The following is a 15,711-nucleotide window of genomic DNA, read 5'->3' as shown; positions in this document are numbered from 1 at the left end:
CCCGTCATCTTCCCGGACGTGCTCTAGGCGCGCGCGTGAGCCCCGAGGAACGGCAACAGCAGCGCGACGGTCTCATCGGGGTACTGGGTGTGCGGGTAGTGGCCGGCGCCGTCGACCACCGCGAGCGTGCCGACGCCGGACGGCAGCTCGGCCACGATCGCTTCGCCCTCGGCGCGCGGGTCGGCCCAGTCGGGGTCGAGGGAGCCCTCGATGATCAGCGCCGGGCAGCGGACGTCGGCCAGCTGCTCCGCGGCGTCGGTGGCCGGGGTCCGGCCCATGGCCTGCAGTGCCTTCATCCGGCCCGGCTCGGCGAGCATCGCCCGGTTGTTCTCCAGCTGGGTGCTCCAGTCGGCCGGCTTGCGCCCGGGGAAGGCGTGGTCGAGGTAGCGGTGCCACCAGGTGGTGCTGCCCAGGACGGCCATCATCAGCAGCCGGACCATGCCGGTGCGGTAGCTCTTCGAACGCAGGGATCCGAGGCTGATCGCCTGCTTGCGGGTGAACGGGGCGATCTCGACGATGCCGTCGACGAGGTCGGGGGCGAGCGCCGCGGCGACGGTGGCCGCGCCGCCGGAGATCGACTGCCCCACCAGCACGGCCGGGCCGCCCAGGTGCCGGACGACCGCGAGGAGATCCCCGGCGATGTCGGTGCGGGTGTACGACGACCAGACGGCGCTCGACTCGCCGCACCCGCGCAGATCGACGTTGGCGACGCGGTAGCCGGACGCGACCAGCGGCGGAACGACGAAGCGGTACGACGCGCGGCTGTCGCCCATGCCGTGCGCGAGCACGACGAGCGGCCCGGTGCCGGTGACGTCGTAGGCGATCGTGCCGCCGTCGACGGTGAGGAACTCGGTCATGGCTGCCTCCAGGCACTAGCTAATAGGCTTAGCTAAAAGCTAATCCGGTTAGCTTCACCTGTCAAGGGTGGGGTCAGACGCGATAGCCGGCGGCGGCTCGTCTGCCGTCCCGGCGGAGGGCACCGGCCGAGTCGAAGAAAGTGGTGAGCTCATCGGCGGACAACGCCGTGATCGGGCCGTCGGGGAGCAGGGCGACGCCGGGGACGTCGTCGAACGTGAACAGGCGGTCGTGGGAGCGGAGCCGGAGCGGGCCGGTGAAATCGAGCGCGGCGGCCGGCAGCGGGCAGCGCAACGGCACCCGGCACCGGTCCCGACCGCTGAGCAGGAGCACGGGCGCTCCGTCGGGGTCCGCGGTGACCAGCCCGGACACCGCCTCTCCCGGCTGGTCGGCGAGGGCGCGCAGCGTGCGGTGCGCGGGGAAGAGCGTCACGACCCGCTGGAGTGCCCACACGCCGAGCAGCAGCGCGGCGCCGAGCGTCAGCATGGCCGCGACGCTGGTGACCGACGTGGGACGCAGGACGCTCACCACGAGGATCATCACCGCGGCCGGTGCTCCCAGCCGATCGAGCACCTCCGGACGCCCGGGGCGCAGCCGGATCCCGTCCGGCCGGCGCGGGTCCAGCCACACGTACGGCCTGGCCTCGCGGGCCGCGTACGGGGCGAGGTCGTCGAACCGCGGCTCGATCAGCGGCGGCAGTTCGGGTTCGAGCGGACGGGCCGGCACCGGGAGGGTCCGGTGCGGGGTGCGCCGGTCGCCGTGGTCGAACGCCAGCCCGGCCAGCCCCGCGATCCCGAGTGGCGTCCCGGCCAGCGCCAGGACGACCGTCCAGTCCCGATCGACGGTCGGGCCGTCGAGCGCCCAGGTCAGCAGCCAGGCGCCGCAGAGCGCCAGCGCGATCACCGGCCATCGGCGCCGCGCCGGCGGGGCCGGGTTCCCGCGGGGGGCGCGGGCCGAGAGTGCTCCGGTGAGAGTCACCGCGTCCCGGCGTTTGAGGTCCAGCCGCACGCGCCCGCCGTTCGCAAGGGTCAGGCGGAGATCGGTGTCGCCGACGGCGCCGTAGGTACCCGCGGTGCCGCTGACCGCGTGCACCCGCGCACCGGACAGGTCGGCGTGCGTCCGGCCGAACGCGCTGCGCCATTCGGCGCGGCCGGGGGAGAAGTGCAGCCACCCGGCCCGTAGTCCCCGCCACCAGGGCGGCCGTTCCTCGCCGACGACCAGCGTGGTGCGGCACCGCACGGTTTCACCGCCCACCACCCGGCGCTGGCGTCGCTGGGTGCCCACGGCGGTGACACCGGCCGAGACCACCGCGAACACGACCAGCCCGATCAGCCACCCCGCACCGTCCACGCCGGAGAGTATGGGCCGTCACCACGACACGACACAGCTCTCCAGGCCGAAGATGGCATGCGACGCCCGGAATTCGGCGTTCACCTCGCGCAGGCCCGGGAAGCGGCGGAACAGCGCCGGGTACGCGACGCGTAGCTCGACGCGGGCGAGCGAGGCGCCCAGGCAGTGGTGCACACCGTGCCCGAACGCGAGGTGCCCGATCTCGCCGCGGCCGATGTCGAGCCGATCGGGGTCGTCGACCGTGGCGGTGTCGCGGTTGGCCGCGGCCAGCGAGCAGAGCACCAGTTCCCCGGCCGGGATCCGCACGTCCCCGAACTCCACGTCGGTCACCGTGGTGCGGAACGCGCCGGCGTGCACGATCGACAGCCACCGCAACAGCTCCTCCACGGCCGGCCCGACCGCTTCGTCGTCGTCGCGGACCCGCTCGAGCTGCGCGGGCGCACGGAGCAGCGCGAGCGTGCCGAGGCCGAGCATGTTCGCCGTGGTCTCGTGCCCGGCGATCAGCAGCAGCAGCGCCATGCCGACCAGCTCGTCGGTCGACAGGTCGTCGCCGTGCTCGCGGATCAGCGAGCCGAGCAGCGCGTCACCGGGGTCGCGGAGTTCCCGTTCGACGAGCGACGCCATGTACGCGCGCAACTCGTCACCCAGCCGGCGGCGCTCCTTCGGTGTCGTGCGGATGTCGAGCAGCCCGCGCGTGCGCTGCTGGAACCCGTCGCGGTCGCGGTACGGGACGCCGAGCAGCTCGCAGATCACCAGCGACGGCACCGGCAGGGCGAACGCCGGCACCAGGTCGACGGGCGGACCGGTGCGCTCCATCGCGTCGAGGTGCTCGTCGACGATCTCGTGCACGCGGGGTTCGAGCGCGCGGACGCGCCGGACGGTGAACTCCGCCGTGAGGAAGCGACGCAGGCGGGTGTGGTCGGGTGGATCGAAGCTGAGCAGGTTCCCCGCCCGGGCGCGGGCGAACTGCTCGTCGTCCAGGTCCTCGAAACCGGGGAAGTCACGCAAGCGCCTGGCGTTGCTGAACCGCCCGGTGTCGGACAGCACGTCCCGGACGTCGTCGCGCCGGGAGACCAGCCAGGCGTCGACGCCGAACGGTGTCCGGACCCGGCTCACCCGCGGAGCGTCGACGAGATCGGGCACCGGATCGAAGCCGTCCCTGGCCATGTACATCGGCAGTGCGGTCATGCCCTATTTTTACCCATTAAGGGGGATTATGGAGGTTGGCTGCGCGGGCCGTACGCGTTGGCCACCCCGACGACTCGGCTGAGCCGGACCGGCGCGGTCGGGTGAGCCGCTCCACCCCCAGGTACAGCGCCGCGATCTGCGGCCGGTCGGTGCGGTCGGGCGTCGACGCGGCGGTGTGCACCGCGCGCGTTCGTGTGGGTCAGCTGCTGCTTCGGGCGGCTGAGCCGGGTCGCCATCGTGGCCTCGTTGGTGCCGTGGGCGTGCTCCGTGGTCGTGAGGCCGCCGACGGCACGCAGCGTGAGCGCGACCCGCGAGACGCTGCTGAGCGCCGGGTGGCAGCACAGCGCCAACGGCGTCAGGCCGTCGTCGGCCGCGGGCTCCGGGCCGACGGGCTCGCTGAGCACGCGTTGCTCGCGGGCCCGCCGGGCCTGTTCGGCGCGGAGCCGGTCGACCATCTTGCGGCCCGATCCGGATCAGCCACCCGCGCGGATCCTCCGGGACGCCGGTCGTCGGCCCGCGGCGGCTCGCGACGAGCAGCGCCACCGGCACGGCGTCCTCGGCCAGGTCGAAACGGCCGAAGCGCACCAGCGCGCCGGGCACCTCCCGGCGCCGGGAGGCCGAGACCCTCTTCGGAGGGAACGTCGGCGTCGTCCCACCTGGCGATGGGGGCTCAACGCCGAGCGCCGCCGCGGCGGCCTCCAGCGCGGTGAACGTGACGCCACCCCGTGCGTGACGGCGGGCCGGGACGTCCGGTCGGGGGCGCCGGCCGAAAGCCGAACCGGGGATCCAACGTGAACAGTCCCGACCCGATCGGCACCGACCCGGCGCGGGGCGGGTCGGCGGCCGTGCGCCGGAGACCGACGGCCGGTGCCGGCGTGCCCAGCCCGGCGACGGCATCAGCGCGGAGGCGGAAGAAGAGCGGTCCGGTCAGCGCGCCGCGCTACCCGGTGAGATGTGACCTGGAACATACGGAACGGCCCGGACGGAAACCGTCCGGGCCGTTCCTTTGGTAGCGGGGGCAGGATTTGAACCTACGACCTCTGGGTTATGAGCCCAGCGAGCTACCGAGCTGCTCCACCCCGCGCCGCGTCCCCGTGAGGACGTTGTGAACGTTAGCTCGCTATCCCGTGAACGGCAAATCCGCTCCGGCGGAGTACGGTTGCTGCGTGGCGCTGAAAGCTGATCTGACCAGCACAGACCTTGCAGAGATCCGACAGTCCGCACTGGGCGCGGCCGATCCGCTCGGCATAGCCGCCGAGTTGTCGGGCGCCGTGGACGCCGGTCGTCTGTCCGACCCGGAAGACGCCGGGCTCGCGCTCGTACTCGCCGCCGAGATCGCCGAGAGCCGCTCCAAGCTCGACGCCGCTCTCCGGTACGTGGACCGCGCGCTCGAGGCGTACGGCAAACGCGAAGACAGCCAGTCCGCGGCGGCCCGGGCACTGCGGGCGCGGATCCTGTTCCGCACCGGCCGTGACGACGAGGCGGTGGCCGAGCTCGAGCCGCTGCGCCCCGTGCTCACCCAGTACACCGAAGCGGCCGCGTACCTCACCGTGGCGTTGGCCGTCGGTGGGCGCGCCCAGCTCGCGGAGGAGTGGCTGACCGGAGCGGTCGAGGAGGTCCTGGCCGAGCGCGAGGGCCCCGACCCGACCAGCGCCGAGGACGCCGGCCTGCTGTTCTTCCTGCTGCAGCAGCGCCACCGCATCCGCCACACGCTCGGCCGCTCGCACGACGCGCACGACGTGCTCGCCGAACGGCTCGAGACCAAGCTCGCCAACGCCAATGCCCGCACGGCCGCGGAGGCCACCGACGACCTGGTGTTCTGGCCGCAGGCCGAGTTCGACGAGCTGGTGAAGCGGTGGCCGGCGCTGACCGAGACCTACGGCGCGAACTGGGACGAGCACCGGGCCCGGCTGGAGCGCGAGCTGGTCCGGCGGTCCGGGCCCGATCTGGTGCTGGTTCCCGGCACGGTCGCGGGCCTGGAGGCGGCCGGCGACCCGGCCGACCCGCAGACCAGGGCGGCCTACGTCAGCAACAGCACCGAACACATCAACTGGCCGCCCGAGCGGAACGCCCCGTGCTGGTGCGGCTCCGGCAGCAAGTACAAGAAGTGCTGCCTTCCCCGCTCGCGGGGGTGAGAAGCGGGTGAAAATCCGCATCGGGGTGGGCACCGGCTCGCTGCCCGCCGGAGCGCTGGAGCGGTTGGTGTCCCGGCTCGAAGAGCTGGACGTCGACTCGCTCTGGCTCTCCGAGCAGCTCTCGGCCCGGTCGGTCGACCCGATGGCCGGCCTGGCCTGGGCGCTGGCCCGCACCGAGCGGCTGAAGGTCGGCACCGGTGTGGTCGTGCTGCCCGGGCGGAACCCGGTGCTGTTCGCGAAGGAACTCGCGACGCTCGCGCTGCTCGCTCCGCGGCGGGTGTTACCCGCGGTCGGCCTCGGTCCGGCCCGCGCGAGCGAGCGGGGCGCGTTCCCGGTGCCACCGGGCCGCCGTGGCGCGGTCTTCGACGAGGCGCTCACCGTGGTGCGCCGGCTGCTGTCCGAGCCGACGGTCAGCTTCCACGGCGACCACTTCTCGTTCGACGACATCGGGATCGGGGAGTGGCCGGAGCGCCGGCCCGACATCTGGCTCGGCGGTGCGGTGCCGGCCGCGCTGGAGCGGGTCGGCCGGTTCGGCGACGGATGGCTGGCCAGCCGGCAGACGCCTGCGGAGACGGCGGCCGGCATCGTGAGCATCAACGCGGCCGCCGAGCGGGCCGGGCGCGAGATCGAACCGGACCATTTCGGGCTGAGCCTGCCGGTGGCGTTCGGTTCGCTGCCCGACGGGACGGCGGCAGCCCTCCGCGCCCGCCGGCCCGACGTCGACCCGGCTGAGCTGGTACCGGTGGGCTGGCCGGCGATCGCCGCGACGATCGAGCGGTACGTGGAGGCCGGCGTCACCAAGTTCGTGCTCTACCCGGTGATCACCCCGGAGGAGTGGGACACCTTCCTCGACGCCTTCGCTGAGCACGCGAAGCCGCTGGAGACCTGAGTCAGGCCGTCGGGTCGGGGATGCCCCGGCCCAGCGCCGCCTGGACGATCCGGAGCGCCTCGTTGGGGTCGAGGCCGATGCTCGTGATCACCGCCGCGTACTCGCTGGCGGCGCGTTGCGCCCGGGCGCGCCCCGGTTCGCCGGCCGCGGACACGAACGACCCGGCGTGCCCGCGGGTTTCGATCAGCCCCGCCTCCTCCAGCTCCCGGTAGGCCCGGCCGACGGTGTTGACCGCCAGCCCCAGGTCCGCGGCGAGGCGGCGGATGGTCGGCAGCCGGGTTCCGACGGCCAGCGTGCGGTCCTGGATCTGCTGCGCGAGCTGGGCCCGGAGCTGCTCGAACGGCGGCGTCGGTGAGGACGAGTCGATGACCAGCATCTGCTTCACCTCGCGGCCCGCGCGGTCAGCACCGTGATCACCGCGAGCGCGACGACGCTCGCGACGATGAACGCGAGCCAGGCGTAGGTCCACGAGTCGAGCCCGGTCGCGAACACCGACACGACCGGCAGTGACCACACCGCCGTCGGCACCGCGATCTCCCGGGCATCCTCGACCCGCATCAGGAAATCGGCGGTCAGCGAACTCTCGTCGTCGGCGACGACCGGGCGGGTCAGCACGTGGCGCAGCTGCAGGGCCGTGCCGACCGCGAGGCCGCACAACCCGACGACCTGGATGATCGCCGCGTACCGCGCGGTGGAGTCGCGCACGATCAGGTTGGCGACCGCGAGCGTCGACGCCGCCGCGAACGTCGTCACCAGGAACGCGGCCCGCGCCCGGCCGAGCACGGTGCGCCAGTCGGGCCGGACGGGATGGGCGGCCCGGCGGGGCAGCGCCGCGGCCGCCCGCTGGTCGACCCGCCAGACCCACCGGTCGAGCAGGGACAGGCTCAGCACCAGCCCGAGCACCAGCGCCACCAGCCCCAGCAACGCCACGCGCCGGCCCCACCCCAGCTCGTCGTCGGCGGCGTCGGACGGCAGCTGGGCGACGTTGACGAGGGCGACCGCGATCAGGAACAGGGCCAGCACGAGCGCGGCGATCACGCGGGAGCGCCGCCGGACCGTCAGGCGCGCGGCGAGCACCGGGGTCGACCGCACGTCGGTCAGGCCCCGTGCGGCCAGCCACAAGCGAGCGATCTTGATCTCCGTCGGGACGGTTTCGGCAGACATGGCACCTCCAACGTCGCAAGTCTTGTCTCAAGAGCTTGAGACAAGACTTGCGACAAGTCAATATCCCGTGGACGGGCCGCCGCGCGGTCTTGTAGCTTGCGGGCAGCCGTGACCCTGCCGGAGGAGGTGAGACCCATGACCGTTGGCTGCGTGGGTGCTCCCCCTCCCGTCACGATCGGGCGATCGACGTAGGTGTCGCCGGGAGCGCCTCTCTCCCGAAAGGCACCACCACATGTTCGACGTAGTCATTGCCGGCGGCGGACCGACCGGAGCCGTGCTGGCGGCCGAATTGCGGCGGCACGACGTCCGGGTCCTCGTCCTGGAGAAAGAGACCGAACCCGTCTCGTTCGCTCGGATCGTCGGCCTGCACATCCGCAGCCTCGAGTTGATGGCGATGCGTGGTCTGCTCGAGCGCATCGCCGAGCGCGGGCGGAAGCGCCCGGCCGCCGGCTTCTTCGCGGCCATTCCGGCTCCGGTCCCCGACGGGTTGGACTCCGCGCACGATTATCTGCTCGGCATTCCGCAGCCGGTCATCGTGACATTGCTCGAGGAGCACGCGGCCGCGCTGGGAGCCCAGTTCCGGCACGGGTGCGCGGTCACCCGGTTCGAGTCGGACGACGAGGGCGTGACCGTCGAGGTCGACGGCGCGGAACCGGTGCGTTCGCGCTACCTCGTCGGCTGCGACGGGGCCCGCAGCACGGTGCGCAAGCTGCTCGGCGTCGGTTTCCCCGGCGAGCCGTCGCGTACCGAAACGCTGATGGGCGAGATGGCGGCCGGGGCGCCACCGGAGGAGATCGCCGCCACGGTGGCCGAGCGTCGCCGGGCCGACCCGCGCTTCCTGGTGAGCCCGGTCGGCGACCAGGTCTATCGCGTGATCGTTCCGGCCGAGGGAGTCGGTGATCGCGCGGAACCACCGACGCTCGACGATTTCCGGCTGCGGCTGCGTGCGCTCGCCGGAACCGATTTCGGGGTGCACTCACCCCGTTGGTTGTCACGCTTCGGCGACGCCACCCGGCTCGCCGAGCACTACCGGGTCGGGCGGGTCCTGCTCGCCGGCGACGCGGCGCACATCCACCCGCCGATCGGCGGGCAGGGCCTCAACCTGGGTCTGCAGGACGCGTTCAACCTGGGCTGGAAGCTCGCCGCCCAGGTCCGCGGCTGGGCGCCGGACACGCTGCTGGACACCTACGAGTCCGAACGGCGCCCGGTCGCCGCTGACGTCCTGGACAACACCCGCGCCCAGATCGAGCTCTCGTCCACCGAACCCGGTCCGCAGGCCGTGCGCCGGCTGCTCACCGAGCTGATGAACTTCCCCGAGGTGAACCGCCACCTGATCGGGAAGATCACCGCGATCGACGTCCGCTACGACGTCGGTGACGGCCCCGACCTGGTCGGCCGCCGCCTGCGTGACCTCGCCCTCGCCGGGGGGAGCCTCTACGACCGGATGCACGGGGGCCGGGGCCTGGTGCTGGACCGCACCGGACGCCTGGCCGTCGGGCGCTGGTCGGACCGGGTCGATCACGTCGCGGATCCCACTGCGCCGCTGGAGGCTCCGGCCGTCCTGCTCCGCCCCGACGGCTACGTCGCCTGGGCCGGTGACGAACAGCACGAGCTGGACGACCGGCTCGCCCGCTGGTTCGGCCCCGCCACCTAGCTCGAGCTGTCGAGGATGTCGTCGAGCCGGATGCCGGGGTTGTCCCGGGACACCGAGGAGAGCCGCCAGGGCGACGGGAAGACCGCGAGCAGAGCCCCGTCCCGCGTCCGGGTGAACACCTCCACCCCGGGAGCCCGCTCCAGGACGCCGACCGCGGCGGCGTCGGTGCGGCGGGCCAGCTGATACGGCAGCGGATCCAGGACGCCGGGCGCGCCGAACTCCTGAGCCAGCCGGTGCAGCGCGACGTCGAACTGCATCGGACCGACCGCGGCGAGCACCGGGGCCTGCTCGCCGCGGCGGTCGGACACCAGCACCTGGACGACGCCTTCCTCGTCGAGCTGGACGACGCCGCGGCGGAACTGCTTGACCCGGCTGAGGTCCTTGGGGCGGAGCACGGCGAAGTGCTCGGGCGCGAACGCGGGCAGCGGCGGGAACGCGACCGCGCGCCCGGTGTAGAGGGTGTCGCCGACACGCAGCGCGGATGCGTTGACCAGGCCGACCACGTCGCCGGGGTAGGCGATGTCGAGGGTCGAGCGCTCCTGACCGAACAGCGAGCTGGCGTACTTCGTGCTGAACGGGCGGCCGGTCGTGGCGTGGACGACCTGCATGCCCCGGTCGAACCGGCCGGAACACACCCGGACGAACGCGATGCGGTCCCGGTGCGCCCGGTCCATGTTCGCCTGGACCTTGAACACGACGCCGGAGAAGTCGGCCTCGAGCGGCCGCGGTGGCCCGCCGGCGGTCGGCCGTGGGCCGGGCGACGGGGCCAGGTCGACGATGCCGTCGAGCAGGTGACGCACGCCGATGTTCGACACCGCGCTGCCGAAGTACACCGGGGTGGCCTTGCCGGCCAGGAAGTCGTCGGGGTCGTGGACGGCGCCGATGCTGCTCAGCAGGTCCAGCTCCTCGACCGCCGTGCCGTACGCGGCGTTGCCACGCAGCGCGTCCGGGGCGAGCACGTTCTCCGCCGCCACGGTGGCGCCGCCGGCCGAGCGTTCGAACCCGACGACCTCGTCGCCGCGGCGGCGATCGACGATCCCGTCCAGGGCACCGGCGATGCCGACCGGCCAGGTGACCGGCGTCGGGCGGATGCCGAGACGCTCCTCGACGGCGTCGAGCAGCCCGAGCGCGTCCTGCCCCGGCCGGTCCCACTTGTTGATGAACGTGAGGATCGGGATGCCGCGGTGCCGGCAGACGTCGAACAGGCGCAGCGTCTGGGGCTCCAGGCCCTTGGCCGCGTCGAGCAGCATCACCGCGCAGTCGACCGCGGTCAGGACCCGGTAGGTGTCCTCGGAGAAGTCGGCGTGCCCCGGCGTGTCGACGAGGTTGAGGATCGTGTCGCGGTAGGTGAACCGCAGCGCGGCGGACGTGACCGAGATGCCGCGCTCGCGCTCCATCTCCATCCAGTCGCTGGTCACGCCGCGGCGACTCGCTTTGCCGTGCACCGCCCCGGCCTGGGTGATGGCGTCGGCGTGCAGTGCCAGCGCCTCCGTCAGCGTGGACTTTCCCGCGTCGGGGTGGCTGATGACGGCGAAGGTCCGCCGACGGCGGGCTTGAACGGCGACGTCCGGGTCGGACACCAGATCCCTACTTCCAGCTGACCAAAGTCTCGGCCGTCAGCGTATGCGGACGCGGTAGATGTCCGCCAACGCCGACTTCCCGCGCTGACAGCACGCTGAGAGGCGGTTGGCAGCGATCTGTGCGCGATCTGACTGCGGTGGCGGCCAAGGTCGTTGCTGTGCGCAACCGCGCCTCATGACCGCGAAGTACCTACCGATGGGTTCCACCGTGACCGCCACCACCGACGTCGCCGCTTCTGGCCGGTCGTCGCACACCTACCGCTCCCTGGGCGCGGCCTGGATTCCGCTGGCCGCCCTCTGCCTGGCCTTCTTCGTCGAGATGGTCGACAACACGCTGTTGTCGATCGCGCTCCCGACGATCGCCCGTGACCTCGGGAGCAGCACCACCGGCCTGCAGTGGGTCACCGGTGCCTACGCGTTGACGTTCGGCGGTCTGCTGCTCACCGCCGGGTCGATGGCCGACCGCCTCGGACGCCGCCGTGTCCTGCTCGTCGGCCTGACCGTGTTCGGCCTGCTCAGCCTGGGCGTGGCTTTCGTCTCGGAGAGCTGGCAGCTGATCGCGCTGCGAGCCGGGCTCGGCATCGCGGCCGCGGCGATGGCGCCGATCACGAACTCGCTGGTCTTCCGTCTCTTCGACGACCAGACCCTGCGCATGCGCGCGATGACCGTGATGATCGTCGTCGGCATGTCCGGCTTCGTCCTCGGGCCGGTGCTCGGCGGCACCGTGCTGGCCCACTTCGACTGGCAGTGGCTGTTGCTGATCAACGCCCCGATCGCGCTCGTCGCCTTCTTCGGGGTGCGGTTCGGTGTCCCGGCCGACCGGAAGGAGGACCTGACCGACGACGCTCTCGACCTGCCGGGCGCCGTGCTCAGCGTCGCCGCGATCGGGCTCGCCTGCTACTCGCTGACCAGCGGGATCGAGAACGGGTGGGGTTCCGGGATCACGATCGCGTCGATCCTCGGCGCCGTCGCCGCCGGGGTCGGGTTCGTCTGGCACGAGCGGCGCAGCGCTGCTCCCATGCTCGACCTCCGCCTGTTCTCGAACGGCACCGTGCGCGGCGCGGCGATCGCCCAGATCGGGACGTCGATCGCGATGGCCTCCGTGATGTTCGGGTTGATCCTGCACTTCCAGTACGCCTACGGGTGGAGCCCGATGCGCGCCGGCCTGGCCAACCTGCCGATCATCGTGACGATGCTGGCCGCGACCCCGCTCTCGGAGTGGCTCGCGAAGCAGTTCGGCCACCGGATCGCGTGCCTGGTCGGGGCGGGTTTCCTGGCCACCTCGCTGGCCGGTCTGTCCTGGGGCGTCGACCACGGCTACCCGGTGATCGCGGCGTGCCTGGTCCTGATGACGATCGGCCTGCGCACGGTCATGACGATCTGCGCGATCGAGCTCGTCGACGCGATGCCGAGCAACCGCACCTCGATGGGCACCGCGCTCAACGACACGGCGCAGGAGGTGGGCACGAGCGTCGGAACCGCGGTGATCGGCACGTTCATCGCCGCGCTGGTGACCACCCAGCTGCCGGCCGGCGCCTGGAGCGAGAGCCTGGTGGCGTCGTTCTTCCACGGCGAGCGGATCACGTACGCGGTGGTGGCGGTGATCGTCGGGTTGGTCGCGGCCGGCGGCGCGCTCACGCTGACCAACTCGCGCTCGACCAGCGAGTGACGCCGGTGAGTAGGCACTCGACGAATAGGCAGGAAGTGCCGACGCGGCGCCAGGCCCGACCGAACAGGCTCGACGTGTGCCTGGATCCACTAGCGGACGCCGAGCCCACCTCGTGGGCAGTATCCCGGCGGCCGACGCCGCCGAGGCGATGCGGTTAGCGGTCGACCACCTCCGGGGGCGCCTGGACTACCTCTCCGACGGCGAAACCGGCGAGCGGAGCCAGTGGATCATGAACGTCCTCGATGACTTCCGTCACCATCCGGCGCTGGAGATCAGCCGGCCCGGGGACTTCTCCGGGTACGACACGGTGCCCCGCTACCGGGTTCGTCCCGGGGAACGGCTCTACGGCGCGACCCTCGAGCTGGGCATCACGGAGGCCGCGCGGGCGGCGTACCCGATCTACCGGGAGCACCGTGCCGACGGGGTCGGCGGATTCCAGGTCGGCGTTCCCGGAGCGATCGATCTGGCCCTGTTCACGTTCGGTCCGCGCGGGGTCCTGCGCTACGAGCGGCCGTTCGCCGAAGCGCTGGCGATCGCGATGAACGAGGCGCACGGCGACGACGTGCTGTTCCAGCTGGAGCTACCGGCCGAGGCGGTGCTCCTGACCAGGGCGCCGCGCCCCGCCCGCCGAGCACTCGCGGCGCTGCTCGCCGGACGGGTGGCGGCGCTGGCCCTGGGCGCCCCCCGCGGGGCCCGGTTCGGCGTGCACCTCTGCCTCGGTGATCTCAATCACCGCGCGCTGGGGGCGCCGAACGACGCCGAGCCGCTCGTCCAGCTGGCCAACGCGCTCGTCGAGCGGTGGCCGGCGACACGCCCGCTGCAGTTCGTGCACCTCCCGCTGGCGGCGGGCGCGGAACCGCCGGCGACCGACCCCGCGTTCTACCGGCCGCTGCGCGGTCTCCGGCCGCGTGACGTGCGCGTCGTCGCCGGTTACGCCCACGAGGGACACGACCTGGCCGCTCAGCGGCGCGTCCGCGATTACGTCGAGGACGCGATCGGCGACCGGGTCGACGTGTCGACGAGCTGCGGCCTCGGGCGCCGTGACCAGGCGGACGCGGTCGCCGCGCTGGACCGGATCGGGGCCCTCCTCGACGACTGACGGGAGTGGGCGGGAGCAACCGACGCGGATTACTCTTCCGGACGGCAGCGTTGCCGAGATACCGAGAGGCGATCGGCCTGCCGCTACCAGACGGGTGACGACGTCCGACCCAGAGGAATCGCGCCCGAATGACCGTCACGTCGCCCGTTGCCACGCTCCCCGACACTCCCCGCCGCGCCCGAGCCGTCCCGGGCCTGCTGGCGCTCGCCGTCGGCGGGTTCACGATCGGCACCACCGAGTTCGTCACGATGGGCGTGCTCCCGCAGATCGCCGAAGGGCTCCACCGCACCGAGCCGCAAGCAGCGCACGGCATCACCGCGTACGCGCTCGGCGTGGTCGTCGGCGTGCCGATCCTGGCCATCCTCGGGGCCAAGCTGCCCCGGCGCGGGCTGCTCCTGGCCCTGATGGGCGCGTACGCGGCGTTCAACCTGCTCACCGCCATCGCGCCGAACTACGGCCTGTTCGTCGCCGCGCGTTTCCTCGACGGGCTGCCGCACGGCGCGTACTTCGGTATCGCCAGCCTGGCGGCGGCCGCGCTCGTCGACCCCGCCCGGCGGGGTCGCGCGATCGCGTCGGTGATGCTGGGCCTGTCGGTCGCGAACCTCGTGGGCGTGCCCGCGGCGACCTGGATGGGGCAGCACCTGGGCTGGCGGACGACCTACCTGGCCTGCGCCGTGCTGGCGGCCCTCGCGGTCGCGCTGATCTCCGCGTTCGTGCCCGCGACGCCGGCCGCCGGCCAGAGCAGCGGCCGTGCCGAGGCGCGGATGTTCTTCACCCGCGGCCAGGTGTGGCTGACGATCGCGGCGGGCTCCATCGGCCTCGGCGGTGTCTTCGCGATCTACTCCTACATCGCCACGACCGTGACCGGCGTCGCCGGTCTCACGGCGTCCGCCGTCCCGCTGTTCCTGCTCGCGTTCGGCCTCGGGCTGACCGTCGGCACCTGGGCCGGCGGCGAGCTGGCGGCCTGGTCGGTCTACCGGTCGCTGCTGTTCGGCGCCATCGGTACGACGCTGGCCATGCTGGCGTTCTGGTTCGCCGCGCCGCACGGCTGGTGGGCGCTCCCGGTGGTGTTCGTCTTCGCCGGCCTCGGGTCGATCGTGGTGACGAACCTGCAACTGCGTCTCATGGACGTCGCGGGCGACGCGGTGACGCTCGGCGCGGCGATGAACCACGCGTCGCTCAACGTCGGCAACGCGTTGGGGGCGTGGGCCGGCGGGGTCGTCATCGCCGCCGGGTTCGGCTATCGCGCTCCCGCGCTGATCGCCACCGGCCTGGCGATCGTGGGCGTGCTCATCATCGCGCTCTCAGGCGCGCTCTCGCGCACCCGCTGAGCTCGTCACGGCGTCGACGTAGGCGGTGAAAGCGGGGACCGTGACGGCGGAGTACCGGCCGATGGCGGTGCGGAGCTCGGAGCCGGGCCAGTCCGGCGGCATCAGGGCCGGCGGCAACCGCGGCTCGCGGAGCGTCTCGACCAGGATCGGCATCAGCGTGTCCGCGTAGGTGCGCAGTGCCGTGGGCGGGTCGGTGGGCGTCCGCGTTCCGGCGGTCTCCAGGCGGCCCAGGTGGACGTGGTAGCCGCGGGCCAGCTCGGGCAGGCCCCAGGCGATCGACGCCGCCGCGGCCGCGTCGTCGACGTCGAGCGCGAGCCGCGCCGGCCAGACCCTGGCCTCCACCGGCCGATCGGCGAGGACACCGTCGAGGCGGGTGCCGAGCTCGGACATCGAGATCAGGACGCCCGGTTGCAGGATGCCGTAACCGGCGAGCACCGCCGCTCGGCGCAGCGCGTCGCGGAACGCTCGGTGCTCCTCGGGTACCTGGTAGAGCACGGCCGCGAACGAGCCGGACCAGTCGGACGGTGGAGCCTGGCCGGACGTCCGGATGCGCTCGAAGCCACGGGCGAGGTTGCCGGCGAGCCGGTAGTCGACCGTGCGGCCGTGCCGTTCGCTCGTCAGCTCGCCCGCGCGGGTCAGCCGGGACAGCAGTGCGCGGGCCGCGTCGTCGGAGAGGCCGAGGTCACCGAGCAACCGCCGCAGCCCGACGCCGGGCAGAGCCGCGCGACCGGCCAGGCCGAACAGGAACGGAACGAGCCCGACCGACGATCCTCGCGTGATAACCTCGCTCACGGTCG

13 protein-coding genes, 1 tRNA gene and 1 pseudogene are annotated in these 15,711 nt (G+C 72.8%); 6 read left to right on the top strand and 9 right to left on the bottom strand.

The features are described 5' to 3' along the window. Positions 1 to 23 precede the first annotated feature (23 nt). The 5 genes and pseudogenes from CRYAR_RS38080 to CRYAR_RS38060 form a co-directional block, all read right to left on the bottom strand. The gene (locus CRYAR_RS38080; protein ID WP_035858092.1) at positions 24 to 857 is read right to left on the bottom strand and encodes an alpha/beta fold hydrolase; all 834 of its coding nucleotides are present in this window, start codon (positions 855 to 857) and stop codon (positions 24 to 26) included. Positions 858 to 930: 73 nt separating this feature from the next. Beyond that, positions 931 to 2,205 carry a hypothetical protein gene (locus CRYAR_RS38075; protein WP_035858090.1) on the bottom strand — a complete coding sequence of 425 codons (1,275 nt, stop codon included), beginning with the start codon at positions 2,203 to 2,205 and terminating at the stop codon, positions 931 to 933. An 18-nt stretch (positions 2,206 to 2,223) separates the two neighbouring features. Continuing rightward, positions 2,224 to 3,393, bottom strand: a complete 1,170-nt coding sequence (locus CRYAR_RS38070; RefSeq protein WP_035858087.1) for a cytochrome P450 — start codon at positions 3,391 to 3,393, stop codon at positions 2,224 to 2,226. Between the two features lie 182 nt (positions 3,394 to 3,575). After that, positions 3,576 to 3,993: pseudogene (locus tag CRYAR_RS51400) on the bottom strand (RNA polymerase sigma factor); the annotation flags it as partial. A 407-nt stretch (positions 3,994 to 4,400) separates the two neighbouring features. After that, positions 4,401 to 4,477: transfer RNA gene (locus tag CRYAR_RS38060), tRNA-Met, on the bottom strand. Positions 4,478 to 4,559: 82 nt separating this feature from the next. On the opposite strand from CRYAR_RS38060, the gene CRYAR_RS38055 reads away from it, so the two are divergent. Both CRYAR_RS38055 and CRYAR_RS38050 read left to right on the top strand, forming a co-directional pair. Next, on the top strand, positions 4,560 to 5,528 hold the full coding sequence (locus CRYAR_RS38055; protein WP_035869483.1) for an SEC-C domain-containing protein: 969 nt from the start codon (positions 4,560 to 4,562) through the stop codon (positions 5,526 to 5,528). 7 nt (positions 5,529 to 5,535) lie between these two features. Beyond that, complete coding sequence (locus CRYAR_RS38050; protein ID WP_035858084.1) at positions 5,536 to 6,417, top strand: TIGR03854 family LLM class F420-dependent oxidoreductase; 882 nt, start codon at positions 5,536 to 5,538, stop codon at positions 6,415 to 6,417. A 1-nt stretch (position 6,418) separates the two neighbouring features. On the opposite strand, the gene CRYAR_RS38045 is transcribed toward CRYAR_RS38050, so the two are convergent. Both CRYAR_RS38045 and CRYAR_RS38040 read right to left on the bottom strand, forming a co-directional pair. Continuing rightward, complete coding sequence (locus CRYAR_RS38045) at positions 6,419 to 6,793, bottom strand: GntR family transcriptional regulator (RefSeq protein ID WP_035869480.1); 375 nt, start codon at positions 6,791 to 6,793, stop codon at positions 6,419 to 6,421. Positions 6,794 to 6,798: 5 nt separating this feature from the next. Further along, a complete protein-coding gene (locus CRYAR_RS38040) occupies positions 6,799 to 7,581 on the bottom strand; it encodes a hypothetical protein (protein ID WP_035858082.1) in 783 nt (260 codons plus the stop codon). A gap of 232 nt (positions 7,582 to 7,813) precedes the next feature. Between CRYAR_RS38040 and CRYAR_RS38035 the strand changes: the two genes are divergently transcribed. After that, positions 7,814 to 9,235: an FAD-dependent monooxygenase gene (locus tag CRYAR_RS38035; RefSeq protein WP_035858080.1), complete on the top strand. Its 1,422-nt coding sequence runs from the start codon at positions 7,814 to 7,816 to the stop codon at positions 9,233 to 9,235. On the opposite strand, the gene CRYAR_RS38030 is transcribed toward CRYAR_RS38035, so the two are convergent. Continuing rightward, positions 9,232 to 10,815, bottom strand: coding sequence for a peptide chain release factor 3 (locus CRYAR_RS38030; protein WP_245620595.1), 1,584 nt, complete (start codon positions 10,813 to 10,815; stop codon positions 9,232 to 9,234). The two genes, CRYAR_RS38035 and CRYAR_RS38030, sit on opposite strands and share 4 nt — an antisense overlap. Positions 10,816 to 11,011: 196 nt before the next feature. Between CRYAR_RS38030 and CRYAR_RS38025 the strand changes: the two genes are divergently transcribed. The 3 genes from CRYAR_RS38025 to CRYAR_RS38015 all read left to right on the top strand — a co-directional run bounded on the left by CRYAR_RS38025 (position 11,012) and on the right by CRYAR_RS38015 (position 14,914). Beyond that, positions 11,012 to 12,484: a tetracycline resistance MFS efflux pump gene (locus tag CRYAR_RS38025; RefSeq protein ID WP_035869477.1), complete on the top strand. Its 1,473-nt coding sequence runs from the start codon at positions 11,012 to 11,014 to the stop codon at positions 12,482 to 12,484. Positions 12,485 to 12,596: 112 nt separating this feature from the next. After that, complete coding sequence (locus CRYAR_RS38020) at positions 12,597 to 13,583, top strand: hypothetical protein (protein WP_051571473.1); 987 nt, start codon at positions 12,597 to 12,599, stop codon at positions 13,581 to 13,583. Between the two features lie 128 nt (positions 13,584 to 13,711). Beyond that, entirely contained in the window at positions 13,712 to 14,914 is a 1,203-nt protein-coding gene (locus CRYAR_RS38015) for an MFS transporter (protein WP_035858076.1), read from the top strand. Here CRYAR_RS38015 and CRYAR_RS38010 read toward each other — a convergent pair. Continuing rightward, positions 14,888 to 15,706, bottom strand: a complete 819-nt coding sequence (locus tag CRYAR_RS38010) for a PaaX family transcriptional regulator C-terminal domain-containing protein (protein ID WP_051571472.1) — start codon at positions 15,704 to 15,706, stop codon at positions 14,888 to 14,890. The two genes, CRYAR_RS38015 and CRYAR_RS38010, sit on opposite strands and share 27 nt — an antisense overlap. Positions 15,707 to 15,711: the final 5 nt, after the last annotated feature.

It is taken from the genome of Cryptosporangium arvum DSM 44712, assembly GCF_000585375.1.
GTDB classification, from domain to species: domain Bacteria; phylum Actinomycetota; class Actinomycetes; order Mycobacteriales; family Cryptosporangiaceae; genus Cryptosporangium; species Cryptosporangium arvum.
Note: the sequence above shows the minus strand (reverse complement) of the source record. Positions and strands in the feature narration are given on the sequence as shown.

Bases quoted from the DNA above. Each gene is read 5' to 3' on its own strand.
- CRYAR_RS38080 (WP_035858092.1), bottom strand. From the start codon at position 857: ATGACCGAGTTCCTCACCGTCGACGGCGGCACGATCGCCTACGACGTC.
- CRYAR_RS38070 (WP_035858087.1), bottom strand. From the start codon at position 3,393: ATGACCGCACTGCCGATGTACATGGCCAGGGACGGCTTCGATCCGGTG.
- CRYAR_RS38045 (WP_035869480.1), bottom strand. From the start codon at position 6,793: ATGCTGGTCATCGACTCGTCCTCACCGACGCCGCCGTTCGAGCAGCTC.
- CRYAR_RS38040 (WP_035858082.1), bottom strand. From the start codon at position 7,581: ATGTCTGCCGAAACCGTCCCGACGGAGATCAAGATCGCTCGCTTGTGG.
- CRYAR_RS38035 (WP_035858080.1), top strand. From the start codon at position 7,814: ATGTTCGACGTAGTCATTGCCGGCGGCGGACCGACCGGAGCCGTGCTG.
- CRYAR_RS38025 (WP_035869477.1), top strand. From the start codon at position 11,012: ATGGGTTCCACCGTGACCGCCACCACCGACGTCGCCGCTTCTGGCCGG.
- CRYAR_RS38015 (WP_035858076.1), top strand. From the start codon at position 13,712: ATGACCGTCACGTCGCCCGTTGCCACGCTCCCCGACACTCCCCGCCGC.